The sequence below is a fragment of the Gemmatimonadota bacterium genome (genome assembly GCA_016720805.1).
In the GTDB taxonomy this organism is placed as follows: domain Bacteria; phylum Gemmatimonadota; class Gemmatimonadetes; order Gemmatimonadales; family GWC2-71-9; genus Palsa-1233.
Window position 1 is genome coordinate 62,238 of the sequence record JADKJZ010000002.1, and the last position, 12,550, is coordinate 74,787.

A 12,550-nucleotide genomic window follows, 5' to 3' on the forward strand; every position below is an offset into this window, starting at 1 on the left:
CGCCACGCTGGTGACCAAGACCCTCCGCGCCCTGCTGATCGGCCTCCTCCTCCTCGGCATCATCGCCGTGGTCGGGGGCGATCACGATTCCTCGCTCTGGCCGCTGGCCGGCCGCTTCCACCCGCTGCTGGTGCACCTCCCGATCGGGATGTTGCTGCTGGCCGTGGCAGCGGAACTGCTCGGCCGCAACCCGGAGCGGAGTGCATGGCGGCCACTGGTGCCGCTCGCGCTGCTGCTTGGGGCATGGAGCGCCATCCTCGCCGACATCGTCGGGCTGCTGCTCTCCGATTGGGGGAGCTACGACCCCGATGTACTGCAATGGCACCGCTGGCTCGGGCTGGGGATTCCCGTCCTCGCCAGCGCCACGTGGTGGCTGCGTGAAAAGGCGGAAGCAGGCGAAGCGCGCGCCCACCGCAGCTATCCGATTGCCGTGGGGGTGTTGCTGCTGGCGATCACCATCGGCGGCCACCTCGGCGGCACGCTCACTCGCGGCGAGGGCTACCTCACGCGCTACCTCCCCGAAGGGGTGCGGGCCGTGCTCGGCCTTCCGGCCGAAGAGGCGCTGACGACGATCACGATCGGCAACCCCGACACGACGCGCGTCTATGCCACCCTGATCCAGCCGATTCTCACCTCGCGTTGCGGGTCGTGTCACAACCCGATGCGCCACAAGGGCGGCCTGGTGCTGACGACGTCGAAGGGGCTCTTCGCGGGGGGACGGCAGGGGAAGGTGGTGGTGGCGGGCCGCGCCGAGGAGAGCGAACTGATGGTGCGGGTGTCGCTGCCACCCGGGCACACGGACGCGATGCCGCCGGACCGGCCGTTGTCGATCGCGGAAGCGGAGCTGTTGCGGTGGTGGATCGCGCAGGGGGCGTCGACGGACATCAAGCTCTCGATGATCGAGCGGCCGAGCGGCGTGCGCCGGACGTTGGCGGCGTATGGGCTCGAAGACCTGCCGACCGGGATCTTCGCGTTGACGGTGCCGCCAGCGGACACAGCGGCGATCGCCGCGGCACGTGCGGCCGGGATGTCCGTGGTGCCGCTGGCACGGAAGGGGAGCTACCTGAGCGTGGCGGCGACCAGCGCCTCGGCGGCGCAACTGGCGCGGTTGCGGCCGCTGTTGCAGCAAGTGGCGTCGGTCGACCTCTCGCGCGCTCCAGTGAATGACTCGGTCACCATGCTGATCGCGGCGATGCCGCACCTGACGCGACTCAAGCTGACGGGCACGCGGGTGAGCGACGCCGGCGTGGTGCGCCTCGCGTCGTTGCAATACCTCGAGTCCCTCAACCTCGTGGACACCGACGTCGGTGATGCGGGACTGCGCGCACTGGAGCGGTTGCCGCGGCTTCGGGCGGTTCACCTCTGGGGAACGCGGGTCACCGCTGGCGGCGTGGCCCGGTTGCAGCAGATCCTGCCACGGGTTGTGGTCACGCTCGCCGCGCCGGTGATGCCGCCCGATTCGTTCGCCACCGACACCACGAAGAAGCAGTAGGGGATGCCAATGCGACGATCACGGGCGTGGGTGGCGGGGGTGACGCTGGTGATCGTGGCGCTGGTGACCACGCGCAGCCGGCTGGCAGGGGTTGGTGCCAAGGTCGACTTCAATCGCGACGTCCGCCCGATCCTCAGCAAGAATTGCGTCGGCTGCCACGGCGGCGTGCGCCAGCAGGGGGAGCTGTCGCTGCTCTTCCGCGATGACGCGATGAAGCCGGCCAAGTCGGGGAAGCGTGCGTTGGTACCGGGCAAGCCCGGAGCGAGCGAGATGATCGCGCGGATCACCGCGGCCGATCCGCACGACCGGATGCCGAAGGGACGTGACGCGCTCACCGCCCAGGAGATCAGCACCTTGCGCCGCTGGGTGGCGCAGGGCGCCGAGTGGGCGCCGCACTGGGCGTATGTGGCGCCCGAGGCGAAGCCGTTGCCGACGGTGTCGGATTCGAGTTGGGCACGGAATGGGATTGATCGCTGGGTGCTGGCGCGGCTCGACCAGGAACAGCTGCGGCCCTCGCCGCCGGCTGATTGCGCCACGCTCGCTCGGCGCGTCTCCCTCGACCTGATCGGGTTGCCGCCGACGCTGCAGCAAGTGGCCGCGTCGTGTGCGGGCGGGGCGCGTGGCTACGCGCAACTCGTCGACACGTTGCTGGCCTCTCCGCGCTTCGGCGAGCGGTGGGCGGCGATGTGGCTCGACCTGGCGCGCTACGCCGATTCACGAGGCTTCGAGGCCGATCGTGCCCGGCCGATGTGGCCGTACCGCGACTGGGTGATCGACGCCTTCAACCGCGACCTGCCGTTCGACCAGTTCACGATCGATCAGTTGGCAGGTGACCTGCTGCCGGCGCCGACCGAGGCGCAGCGGATCGCGACGGCCTTCCATCGCAACACGATGACCAACGACGAGGGCGGCACCGACGACGAGGAGTACCGGCTTGCCTCGGTGATCGACCGCGTCAACACCACCTGGACGGTGTGGCAGGGGACGTCGATCGGTTGCACGCAATGCCATGGCCATCCGTACGATCCGATCCGCCATGACGAGTATTACCGTGCACTCGCGATCCTCAACAACAGCGCCGACTGGGACCAGCCGGACGAGTATCCGCAGTGGCCGATCTTCGCGCCCGAGAAGGCGGCGCGCGGTCGCGAACTGGCCAGCGGCATCGAGCGGCTGCGCAATGAGATCGACAGCGTTGCGATGCTCCCGGCGCAGGAAGCGGCGCGGCGCGCCTGGGAAAAGGAACTGACGATTCCCGCGGTGGCCGGCAAGGTCAATGGCACCTGGCTCAACGAGGTGCGCCGCATCGTCAAGATCCCCGAGGCGAGCCGAGACACGGGCCAGCGGGCGCTGCTGCGCTACGCCTACACGCAGGTTGCCGAAGACAGCGCGTATGCGTCGCGCCGCGCGAAGCGGGACACGCTGCGCCGGGCAATCGATTCGCTCGCACCCACCTACATCCCGGTGATGCAGGAGCTGCCGTCGACGCGCCACCGGACCACGCGGGTCTTCGACCGTGGCAACTTCCTGGTGCAGACCAAGGTGGTCTCACCGGGCCTTCCTGCGGCGATTGCACCCGTCCTTCCGGCCGATGCCGCCAACCGCCTTGGTTTGGCGCGCGCGCTGGTCGCGCCGGAGAATCCGCTGACGGCGCGCGTCACCGTCAACCGTTTCTGGGAGCAGCTCTTTGGGACCGGGATCGTCGAGACGGTCGAGGACTTCGGCACGCAGGGGATGCCGCCGTCGCATCCAGAGCTGCTCGACTGGCTCGCGGTCCGCTTCCGTACCGACCTGCATTGGAGCGTGAAGGCGCTGCTGAAGGAGATGGTGCTCTCGGCCACGTATCGGCAGGCATCCGTCACCACGCCGCTATTGCAGGAGCGCGACCCGGCCAACCGGTTGCTGGCGCGCGGCCCACGCTTCCGGTTGACGGCCGAGCAACTGCGCGACCAGGCGCTGGCGAGCGCGGGACTCCTCAGTGCGAGGATGCACGGGCCGAGCGTGATGCCGCCGCAACCGGAAGGGGTGTGGCACCGGCCGTACAGCGGCGAGAAGTGGGTCGCCGACACCGGCGAGAACGGCCATCGGCGCGGCGTCTACACGCTCTGGAAGCGGACCGCGCCGTACCCGTCGATGGTGACCTTCGGGACGCCGAGCCACGAGGTGTCGGTGGCGCGCCGCACCCGCACCAACACGCCGCTGCAGGCATTGGTGCTGCTGAACGACCCGGTCTATACCGAGGCGGCGCAGGCGCTCGCGCGGCGGATGCTGCCGCTTGCCGATACGCTGCCGAATCCGGATCGGCTCGATGCCGCGCTGCGGTATGGCTACCAGTTGGCATTGCAACGGGCACCGAACCAGAAGGTCATGGCGTCGCTGCGCACACTGTACGCCACGGCGGCCAAGCACTACGAGGCGCATCCCGAAGACCGCGCCCTGGCCACCGGGGTACCGACCGCCGGCACCGCGCTCGCGGCGTTGACGGTGGTGGCCAACGGGATCATGAACCTCGATGCCTTCGTGACGAAGGAATGAGGAGCGCGCGATGACGACACCGAACGAAGCGCACCAGCGCGCCTTGCTGGAGATCACCCGTCGCCACTTCCTCGAGGCGGGGGCGACCGGCCTCGGTGCGGCAGCGCTGGCCTCGTTGCTCGGCTGCACGCCGCCGCGCACGAATCGCGACCCGCTGGCCGGCTTGACCATTGACGATCCGGTCGCCGCGCGCGCGCCGCATTTTCCGCCCACCGCCAAGCGCGTGATCTTCCTGCACATGGCCGGCGCGCCGTCGCAGCTCGAGCTGTTCGACTACAAACCGGTGCTGGCGCGGCTCGACGGCGAGCTCTGCCCCGAGTCGCTGCTGGAAGGCCAGCGCTTCGCCTTCATCAAGGGGATCCCGCGGATGCTCGGTCCGCAGGCCGCCTTCACGCAGCACGGGCAATCGGGGGCATGGATCTCCGACCGCCTGCCACACCTCGCCGGCGTGGCCGACGAGATCGCCTTCCTCAAGGCGATGCACACCGATCAGTTCAATCACGCGCCGGCGCAGTTGCTGGTGCACACCGGCGGTCCGCGGCTCGGCCGGCCGAGCATCGGGTCATGGGTGACCTACGGCCTCGGCACCGAGAACGAGAACCTGCCGTCGTTCGTGGTGCTGCTCTCGGGTGGTGCGGCGCCCGATGCCGGCGCGTCGGTCTATGGCAGCGGCTTCCTCCCGTCGGTCTATCAGGGGGTGCAGTGCCGATCGGCCGGCGATCCGGTGCTCTATCTCTCCGATCCGCACGGGATGCCGCGCGACCTGCGCCATGCCGAGCTCGAGGCGATCCAGGACATCAACAAGCAGCATCATGCCGAGGCAGGCGATCCGGAGATCCTCACCCGGATTTCGCAGTACGAGATGGCGTTCCGGATGCAGCTCTCGGTGCCCGACGCGATGGATATCAGCAAGGAGCCGGAGTCGATCCACCAGATGTACGGCAGCGTGCCCGGCGAGACGTCGTTCGCCAACAATTGCCTGCTGGCTCGGCGGCTCAGCGAGCGCGGCGTGCGTTTCATCCAGCTCTTTCACTGGGGCTGGGATTCGCACGGCGCGGGCGAGTCGGAGGCGCTCAACGCCGGCTTCATCAAGCGCTGCCAGGAAACGGACCGCGCGATCGCGGCGTTGATCAACGACCTCAAGCAGCGCGGGCTGCTCGAGGAGACGCTGATTGTGTGGGGCGGCGAGTTCGGCCGCACCCCGATGCGCGAGAACCGCACCGGCACCGACAATCCGTTCGTGGGCCGCGACCACAACCCCGGCGCCTTCACGATGTGGATGGCGGGCGGCGGGGTGAAGGGCGGCGTGAGCCACGGCGAGACGGACGAAATCGGCTACCAGGGGGTGAGTGGCCGAACCGACGTGCACGACCTGCAGGCCACCATCCTCCACGCGCTCGGCTTCGACCACGAACGGCTGATCTTCCCGTTCCAGGGGAGGAATCAGCGGTTGACGGATGTGTCGGGGCGAGTGATAAGAGAAGTGTTGGGGTAGCAGCGAACGGCGAGCAGCGAACAGCGATGATGGATGATGGATGATGGATGGTGGACTGTGAACGGTGAGGAGAGTGATGTCGCTGGCCAGGTTGAGAACGCTGGCGTTGAAGCTCCCCGAGGCGCACGAGGTCGAGGCGTGGGGAGAGCCGACGTTTCGTGTGAAGAACAAGCTCTTCGCGATGTACGCGGCGCCGAACAACCATCATGGCGCGGGGCGCGCCGCCGTCTGGCTCAAGGCGGCACCTGGCAATCAGCAGATGATGGTGAGCGCGGAACCGGAGCGCTTCTTTGTGCCGCCGTACGTCGGCAAGGCGGGGTGGGTCGGGGTCTGGCTGGATCGGAAGCCGGACTGGAAGGAGGTCGCGGAGTTGCTGCGCGATTCGTGGCGGCTGGTGGCGCCGAAGACGCTGGTCAAGCGAGTCGACGCGCTATAGCGTCACCCGGTGTGCCGTGCGGGGGGCCTTCCGGGCAACGAGCCAGGCCGGAATCCCAACCCCCACGATGTGAATCATGATTCCGTTGATCACCACGGGTGCCGTTCGCGCGGCGGTGTTCGCCGCCGACAGCGGGACGACGAGATAGCTCATCACCAGCCAGACGCCGATGCCGTAGCAGGCACCGACGAGGATCGGTCGCGTCGTGAGGGCGGGGATGCGACGCGCCAGCAGGTAGGCGATGGCGACGACCGTGGTGGCGATGGTGTAGTGGAGCACGACGCCGAGGGCTGCCGTGGGGAGACCGCCCTGGAAGGCCTCGCGACCGAGGAGGCCGGCGGCGATCGCCTGGAAGATCCGGATGGTGCTGACACCACGCAGTCCGAAAAAGATGACGGCGTCGAGGCCGTCGAGTGCGCCGACGATGAGACCGCCGAGGAGGATGGCGCGGAGCGGGGAGCGGAGGGGCATGCCACAATGCTAACGCGCGCCGATGAGGGCGCGCGTCAGCGATGGTCAGGCATTGGTAAGGGGCCGAACCGGCTGCCTACCGTCCGCGGCGCGACCAGCCCCAGCCACCACCGAAGATCAAGAAGAGCAGGATGATCAGGAGAATCGTGTTGGTGGACATGGCCCAGCCCCCTCTGATTGGACGCCGCCATGTGACGCCGCAGGGCGCGGCATCGCGATGCGGCAGCGTCCTCGGAAGCTACGGCGCAGCGTGAAGGGGGCAATCGCTCGAACGGATGCTCGGGGATCTAGTTCGCGCGATCAGGCTCGGTGCGTTCGACGAATTCGCTGATCGACTGCAACCGGAGTCCGGGGACGCGCGCGTACTCACGCTGATTCAGCGTGACCAGCGCGTCGCCGCCAGCGATCGCCGTGGCGGCGATGAGGAGGTCGTGCGCGCCGATCGTCGTGCCGCCCCTGGCGAGCTCGGCCCAGAGTTCGGCGTGCATCCGCGCTTCGCCAAGGCCGAAGGGGAGCACTGGCAACTCCACGAGCAGTGCCTCGACGAAGGCAGCGCGTCGCATCCGAATGCCGCGTGAGCCTGCGCGATGGACGCCATGAAGCAATTCGCTCGCGGTGATGGCGGCGATCGCGACGGGCGTGTCGCCCATGGACTCGAGCAGTGCCTCCAATCGGAAGTGGCCCCGCTCCGCCGCGATCAGCACCGACGAGTCGAGGATCACGCCCACGGTGACTCCGGGAGCGGCATCGCGTCGCCGGTGCGCGCGATGTCGTCGGCAAAGGCCGCCGCATCCTCGGGCGTGAGGTGGGGAAGCGTCTGCCATCGCGCGGCCAGTTCGCGCGCGGTGACCTGCCGCGGCTCGGCGCGGCCCACGCGCTCCGGCGCGAGGTAGCGGACCACGGCCTCGCGGACGACCTGCGACTTGGGGACGCGGTCCTCCGCGGCCCGGGCTTCGAGCGCGTCGCCCAGCGCCTCTGGAAGGCGGAGCGTGAGGTGGGAGTCTTTCATGTGACGCAATGTAATACGTTCGTAACACACGACAAGCGTTCAGGCCAGCGGTGTCGCCACCAGGCAGCGGCAGCCGATCGGCCCGTCCGTCCCGCCCGCTACGGCGATGGCGGACCGCCGACGATTCCCATCCGCTCCATGGTGAGTCCGGGTACTGGCACGCCGAAGTACCGCCCCGGCACGAACTTGCAGTTGAGCAACAGATTCACCAGCGATCGCGTGGCTGACGAGTTGTCGGAGCTGATCACCCGCACCCGTCGATCGGGCTTACCGTCCGCATTGACCCGGACTTCCGCCATGATGGTGCCCATATTGTCACGGAACCATTGCTCCATTTCAGCGCGCGGCAATGGGCGCGCGGGAAGCGGGTTTGGGCAAGAGATGCGCCGGGGCCGCTCCTCGAGCCGCGCATCATCAGGCTGCAGCGGAAAGGAGTCCGGGGGCAGCGGTGGGGCTGCGGGATCGAGCACGGTGGGGAGCTGGCTCATTCCTGTCGCCGATCCGAAGGAGATCGTCGAACCCTTCGTGGTGAAAGACTGCACGACGCCGACAGGCAACTCGGGTCGCGATTTGGACACCTCGAACCGACAACTGTGCAACTGCCGCACGACCACGCTGCGGAAGCCGGCAACGGACAGCCCCGTCACCTGAGTGACCCCGACAGACGCCGTATCCGGCTTGCCATCTGGACCGAGCCGGTAGTAGACCGTGCCACCCGCCGCGGGGAGCGTCCCAATTGAAACTTTCGGTTCATCACACTTCTTGACCATGAACACTGGTTCCTGACCGACGACCGGAGCCGTCGCCATCAGGAGTAGGGCGATGGCCATTTGGCACGAGGTGCACGTCATGAGGCTGCCCCCTTCATCGTTGCCACATCCCGCTCGAACGGCCCCCGCAACATCAGCCAACCGTAGGCCACCGCGAGTGCGGTGACCGGGATGACCAGCAACCATCCCGCCGGTCGGAACGCGCCGGCCAGCATCGGTTTGAGGAGCGTGATCGCTGCGATCAAATAGCCGGTGGCATTGGCCACCACGACCGGGCGACCATAGATGCCGCCAAGCAGGGCGCCCCGGCTGAACCAGTTGAGCGTCGCCATGGCGAGGCACGCGGCGGCGAGCAGCTGCCCGAACCAGAACTCGCCGGGGGGATACCCCGGGGAGGTGTCGCGGCAGGATGTCGTCGGCCGCGAAGAGAAGCGCGAGTCCGCAGAAGGCGAGGAAGGCGGCGCTGAGTCGTGAAATGGTGCCGGCGATCATGGTGGCGCGTCCTTCGGTCGTGTGTCAGCGGGGAGATGGGGATCGTCAGGGAGGTGTCGGCGGTGCCGACCGACCTCTACACGTACCCGGAGCACGTCATGGGACTCTTCAGCAACATCCTCGAGAAGCTCGGCATCGGCAAGGATCATACGCCACCGCCCCCGCCGGTCACGACCGCCGGGACGGGTCCGATCGGCGGATCGATGCCGCCCGCGCCGCCGGCGCCAGTGGCGCCAACGCCGATCCCCGTCGTCGATGTGGTGGCCGAGCTCGCTCGACGCGCGGCGGCCAATCCCCAGAAGTTGAATTGGGAGACGTCGATCGTCGATCTCCTCAAGCTCCTCGACATGGACAGCAGTCTGGCTGCGCGGAAGGAACTCGCCAACGAGATGGGGTGTCCGCTGCAGCTCCGCGAGGACTCGGCGCAGATGAACATGTGGCTGCACAAGACGGTGCTGGAACGGATCGCGTACAATGGCGGCAACGTGCCGAAGCACCTGTTGGACTGAACGCGCTGTCGCGTCCAGACACACGCAAGGAGCCCATCATGGCCACACGGAAGCGCACCACCCCGATCGGCCGCGCCTCAGTCGCGACACCCACCCGAAAGAATCTCATCGACGGATTGAACACGGACCTGGCGCGCGAGTACCAGGCGATCATCGCCTACATCACCTACTCTCAGGTGATCAAGGGGGCCGCCAACATGCACATCGCCCGGGAACTGGAAGTGCACGCGGCGGAAGAGTTGGCCCACGCAATCACCATCGCCAAGCAGATCGACTACCTCGGTGGTACGCCCACCGTGACGCCGCTGCCGGTCAAGACCTCGAAAGAGGCCAAGGCGTTGCTCCGCTTCGACCTGGAGAACGAGCGCGTGACCATTGCGCACTACCGGCGCCGCGTGCTGCAGTGCGAGGCGCTGGGGGAGTTTGCCGTGGCGGAAGAGATTCGCGAGATCCTGCGTCAGGAGCAGGAACACCTGACCGACCTGGCGGCCGCACTGGATATTGACCCACCCGACGCCGGGATCGCGTAGGCGTATCGGTCCTGCGGGAGCGCTCGGTCAGCCGAGCGCCTGTCGCAGGACCGCGAGCTGCCCGTTGTGGTAGGCGTCGTGCTGCGCCAACCCGATCAGCATGCCGCCGATGGTGGTCCCGGTGCCGAGGGCGGGGTCACGGAGCCCACCGACCGGCGCGTCCCACTGCGCGGCGGGGAGTCGGGCGACTGCCTCGAGGAGTGCGGCGTTTGCTTCGGCGAGCGCATCACACGCCTCCCGCCAGCGTGCAGCGGTGGGTCGGCCGACCGCAGGCCAGTCGCCGTCCTCCGGTTCGGCTGGGGCGTGGCCCCCGAGGCGGCGCTCCACCTCGCGCGTCCATGATGTCATGTGCAGCACCACTTCCCAGATCGAATGACTCCCCGGAATCGGGTGCGCGTGGGCGTCCTTCGCGGTCAGGCCGTCGAGCAGCGCGGTACGCGAGCTGCCGTACCACGGATCGCCCGCACTCGTTGCGGCGATCTGCGCGAGGAGCGACTGCGGGAGGGACTTCATGCGGCTCCTGCCTGACGTTCCAGTGCGTCGAGATCACCTGCACAGAGTTGCGCCACGCAGCGCGTCACGCGGGCCGCATCCCATTCCCACCAGCGCAACGCCAGCAGCCGCGCGATCGTCGCGTCGTCGAAGCGATAGCGGAGCAGTGCCGCGGGGTTGCCGCCGACGATGGCGTACGGTGCCACGTCCTTGGTGACCACGGCGCCAGTGGCGATGATCGCACCGTCTCCGATCGTCACGCCCGGCATGATGGTCGCACCGTTGCCGATCCAGACGTCGTTGCCGACCGTCGTGTCCCCCTTGTAGGGCCACTGCGGCGGCTCCGTCAGTTCCCAGCCATTGCCGAAGATCGGGAACGGGTACGACGTGAGCCAGGTGGTTGCATGGTTGCCGCCGTTCATGATGAAACGGACGCCGGCGGCGATGCAGCAATAGCGGCCAATGATCAGCTTGTCGCCGATGAAGTCGAAGTGGTAGAGCACGTTCTGCTCAAACTGCTCCGGACCTTCGGGGTCGTCGTAATACGTGTAGTCGCCGACGATGATGGTCGGCCGGGTGATGAACGTCTTGAGGAAGCCGGTGCGGGTCACGCCCGCGAGCGGATAGGGCGTGTCGGGAGAGGGGCCAAATGCCATAGGTGGTCGGGTGGGGTTACAGGTTCGAGGAGCGAACAGCGAAGGGCGAGCTAGCGGCGCTGATCGTCTCGCTGAACGGAGATGAAGTACGCGACGCCGATGGTGACGGCCGCGAAGAACGCGATGGTCGCGATCAGCAGCAGGGGTTCGGCTTCTTGCACCCTTCCGTCGGCGTCAAAGGACGTGCCGATGGTGCGGAAGGCGACGATGCCCCCGAAGGCGATCGCGAACAGCGTCAGGGTCAGGGCGCCGAGGGGGCGTCGCCACGACGGCCGCGGGGCGACGACGTCGGGGGTGACCTCGTCCGGCTCCGGCGTGGCCGCGGCCATCTCGGCGAGCACCTCGCGCGCGCGGTCGGCCTCTTCCGCGGCCACCTGGATGCGCATCGGTCCGACGACGGGGTTGAAGGCGCCGACCGAGCGCCCCATGCCGAAGAGGTCCTGCAATCCCTCGCCCGAGGCGATGATCGGGATCCCTTCGATTTCGAGCATCAGCTTTGCCATGATCATCGCGTTGGTGTCCACCGTGGTGAAGACGGTGGTGACGCCTTGCGGAGACGCTGAGCCTGTCATTGAATCATCCAGGTGAGGTTGTCCCGAAATCTACTTGCTGACCCACTGGCGCCTGCAGCTCCCCTGCCAGGTACGCCGCGCGCACCATGCTCGCCGTCTTGTGCGCTCCGGTGTGACTCCACCCGGGTGGCATGATCAGATAGGCCAGCTTGTGCTTGAAACTCGGAGCCGCGGCGACGTCGCGGCCGAGCGCCACGAGTTCGCCGAAATAGAAGTCCCAGAAGCTCCCCGCCTTCATCGGGCGGGTGATGCCGTATTCCGGCGCGACGGTGGTCTCCTCCGGCTGAAGCGTGCCGAAGGCGCGGTCCCAGACGTTCAGGAGGTTGCAGTAGTTGGTGTCGATGTAGAGCGGATTGCGCGCGTGGTGCACTCGGTGGTGCGAGGGGGTGAGGATCCACCGATTGAGCACGCCCATGCGACCATCCTTGAGGACGTGCTCGCCGGCATGGATCCAGGTGCCCCAGGTGCCGTCGATGAACATGATCAGGAAGAGCAGCGGCGGGCTCACGCCGAGCAGGATGCAGATCGAGGTGCGGATGGTGTCGGCGTAGGGCGCTTCGAGGAAGAAGTGCGCGTGCGAGACGAAGAGGTTCATCGTCTCGGGGGCGTGGTGCGTCGAATGCAGGCACCAGAAGAGCCGGACCTTGTGCGCCAGGAAGTGGTAGACAAAGTGCGCCAGCTCCCAGACGATATAGCCGTAGATGAGCCAGTACCAGGTCACCGAGCTCTGGAACGGCGCGAGCGGTTGGAAGAGGCCGATGAAGAAGGTGACGGCGGCAATCGAGAGGAACGAGCCAAGCACCCGGTTCAGCAGGTAGGTGAAGAAGATCAGCTTGTATTCGCGGACCTTGAAGCTCTTCTCCATCAGCGCCCGCACAATCTCGATCACCAGCAGGAACGGGATGATCGGGCCGATCGCGCTGCGGAAGCCGGGCCAGGTCAGGAGGCGGCTGTAGTCGTGCGCCGCCGCCATGTCGAGCCAGGTCTGCAGGCCGAAAAAGCCGATCAATTCCTTCGCGAGGAACTCGAGAGACGCCATGAGGGGCTCAAGGTCGGGGTATGGAGGAGGAAGCATCGATAATCGGTGGTTT

General features: G+C 67.5%; 15 protein-coding genes. 6 read left to right on the top strand and 9 right to left on the bottom strand.

What is annotated here, in order from left to right; all coding sequences use genetic code 11:
- Positions 1-10 precede the first annotated feature (10 nt).
- From IPP98_03440 to IPP98_03455, 4 genes are all read left to right on the top strand, one after another.
- Positions 11-1,492 carry a hypothetical protein gene (locus tag IPP98_03440; GenBank protein MBL0178164.1) on the top strand — a complete coding sequence of 494 codons (1,482 nt, stop codon included), beginning with the start codon at positions 11-13 and terminating at the stop codon, positions 1,490-1,492.
- Positions 1,493-1,501: 9 nt separating this feature from the next.
- Complete coding sequence (locus IPP98_03445) at positions 1,502-4,027, top strand: PSD1 domain-containing protein (protein ID MBL0178165.1); 2,526 nt, start codon at positions 1,502-1,504, stop codon at positions 4,025-4,027.
- Positions 4,028-4,037: 10 nt separating this feature from the next.
- Positions 4,038-5,522: a DUF1501 domain-containing protein gene (locus IPP98_03450; protein ID MBL0178166.1), complete on the top strand. Its 1,485-nt coding sequence runs from the start codon at positions 4,038-4,040 to the stop codon at positions 5,520-5,522.
- A 76-nt stretch (positions 5,523-5,598) separates the two neighbouring features.
- A complete protein-coding gene (locus IPP98_03455) occupies positions 5,599-5,958 on the top strand; it encodes an MmcQ/YjbR family DNA-binding protein (GenBank protein MBL0178167.1) in 360 nt (119 codons plus the stop codon).
- Here IPP98_03455 and IPP98_03460 read toward each other — a convergent pair.
- From IPP98_03460 to IPP98_03480, 5 genes are all read right to left on the bottom strand, one after another.
- Complete coding sequence (locus tag IPP98_03460; GenBank protein ID MBL0178168.1) at positions 5,953-6,429, bottom strand: hypothetical protein; 477 nt, start codon at positions 6,427-6,429, stop codon at positions 5,953-5,955. The two genes, IPP98_03455 and IPP98_03460, sit on opposite strands and share 6 nt — an antisense overlap.
- A 287-nt stretch (positions 6,430-6,716) precedes the next feature.
- Positions 6,717-7,253 (bottom strand): type II toxin-antitoxin system VapC family toxin, encoded by a 537-nt coding sequence (locus IPP98_03465; GenBank protein MBL0178169.1) that lies wholly within the window; start codon positions 7,251-7,253, stop codon positions 6,717-6,719.
- A complete protein-coding gene (locus tag IPP98_03470) occupies positions 7,148-7,438 on the bottom strand; it encodes a ribbon-helix-helix protein, CopG family (GenBank protein MBL0178170.1) in 291 nt (96 codons plus the stop codon). Before IPP98_03470 ends, IPP98_03465 begins: the two co-directional genes overlap by 106 nt.
- 98 nt (positions 7,439-7,536) lie before the next feature.
- Entirely contained in the window at positions 7,537-8,247 is a 711-nt protein-coding gene (locus IPP98_03475; GenBank protein MBL0178171.1) for a hypothetical protein, read from the bottom strand.
- A 38-nt stretch (positions 8,248-8,285) separates the two neighbouring features.
- Positions 8,286-8,540: a hypothetical protein gene (locus IPP98_03480; protein MBL0178172.1), complete on the bottom strand. Its 255-nt coding sequence runs from the start codon at positions 8,538-8,540 to the stop codon at positions 8,286-8,288.
- A 258-nt stretch (positions 8,541-8,798) separates the two neighbouring features.
- Here IPP98_03480 and IPP98_03485 point away from each other — a divergent pair, with 258 nt between their 5' ends.
- The gene (locus tag IPP98_03485) at positions 8,799-9,209 is read left to right on the top strand and encodes a DUF3597 domain-containing protein (protein ID MBL0178173.1); all 411 of its coding nucleotides are present in this window, start codon (positions 8,799-8,801) and stop codon (positions 9,207-9,209) included.
- 38 nt (positions 9,210-9,247) lie between these two features.
- Positions 9,248-9,739 (top strand): ferritin-like domain-containing protein, encoded by a 492-nt coding sequence (locus IPP98_03490; protein ID MBL0178174.1) that lies wholly within the window; start codon positions 9,248-9,250, stop codon positions 9,737-9,739.
- A gap of 27 nt (positions 9,740-9,766) precedes the next feature.
- Here the strand turns inward: IPP98_03490 and IPP98_03495 are convergent, their stop codons facing one another.
- The 4 genes from IPP98_03495 to IPP98_03510 are packed head-to-tail and all read right to left on the bottom strand — an operon-like array spanning position 9,767 to position 12,498.
- A complete protein-coding gene (locus IPP98_03495; protein ID MBL0178175.1) occupies positions 9,767-10,252 on the bottom strand; it encodes a DinB family protein in 486 nt (161 codons plus the stop codon).
- The gene (locus IPP98_03500; GenBank protein ID MBL0178176.1) at positions 10,249-10,887 is read right to left on the bottom strand and encodes a CatB-related O-acetyltransferase; all 639 of its coding nucleotides are present in this window, start codon (positions 10,885-10,887) and stop codon (positions 10,249-10,251) included. Before IPP98_03500 ends, IPP98_03495 begins: the two co-directional genes overlap by 4 nt.
- 50 nt (positions 10,888-10,937) lie before the next feature.
- Positions 10,938-11,459 carry a DUF2007 domain-containing protein gene (locus IPP98_03505; GenBank protein MBL0178177.1) on the bottom strand — a complete coding sequence of 174 codons (522 nt, stop codon included), beginning with the start codon at positions 11,457-11,459 and terminating at the stop codon, positions 10,938-10,940.
- A gap of 4 nt (positions 11,460-11,463) precedes the next feature.
- Positions 11,464-12,498: a sterol desaturase family protein gene (locus IPP98_03510; protein MBL0178178.1), complete on the bottom strand. Its 1,035-nt coding sequence runs from the start codon at positions 12,496-12,498 to the stop codon at positions 11,464-11,466.
- Positions 12,499-12,550 lie beyond the last annotated feature (52 nt).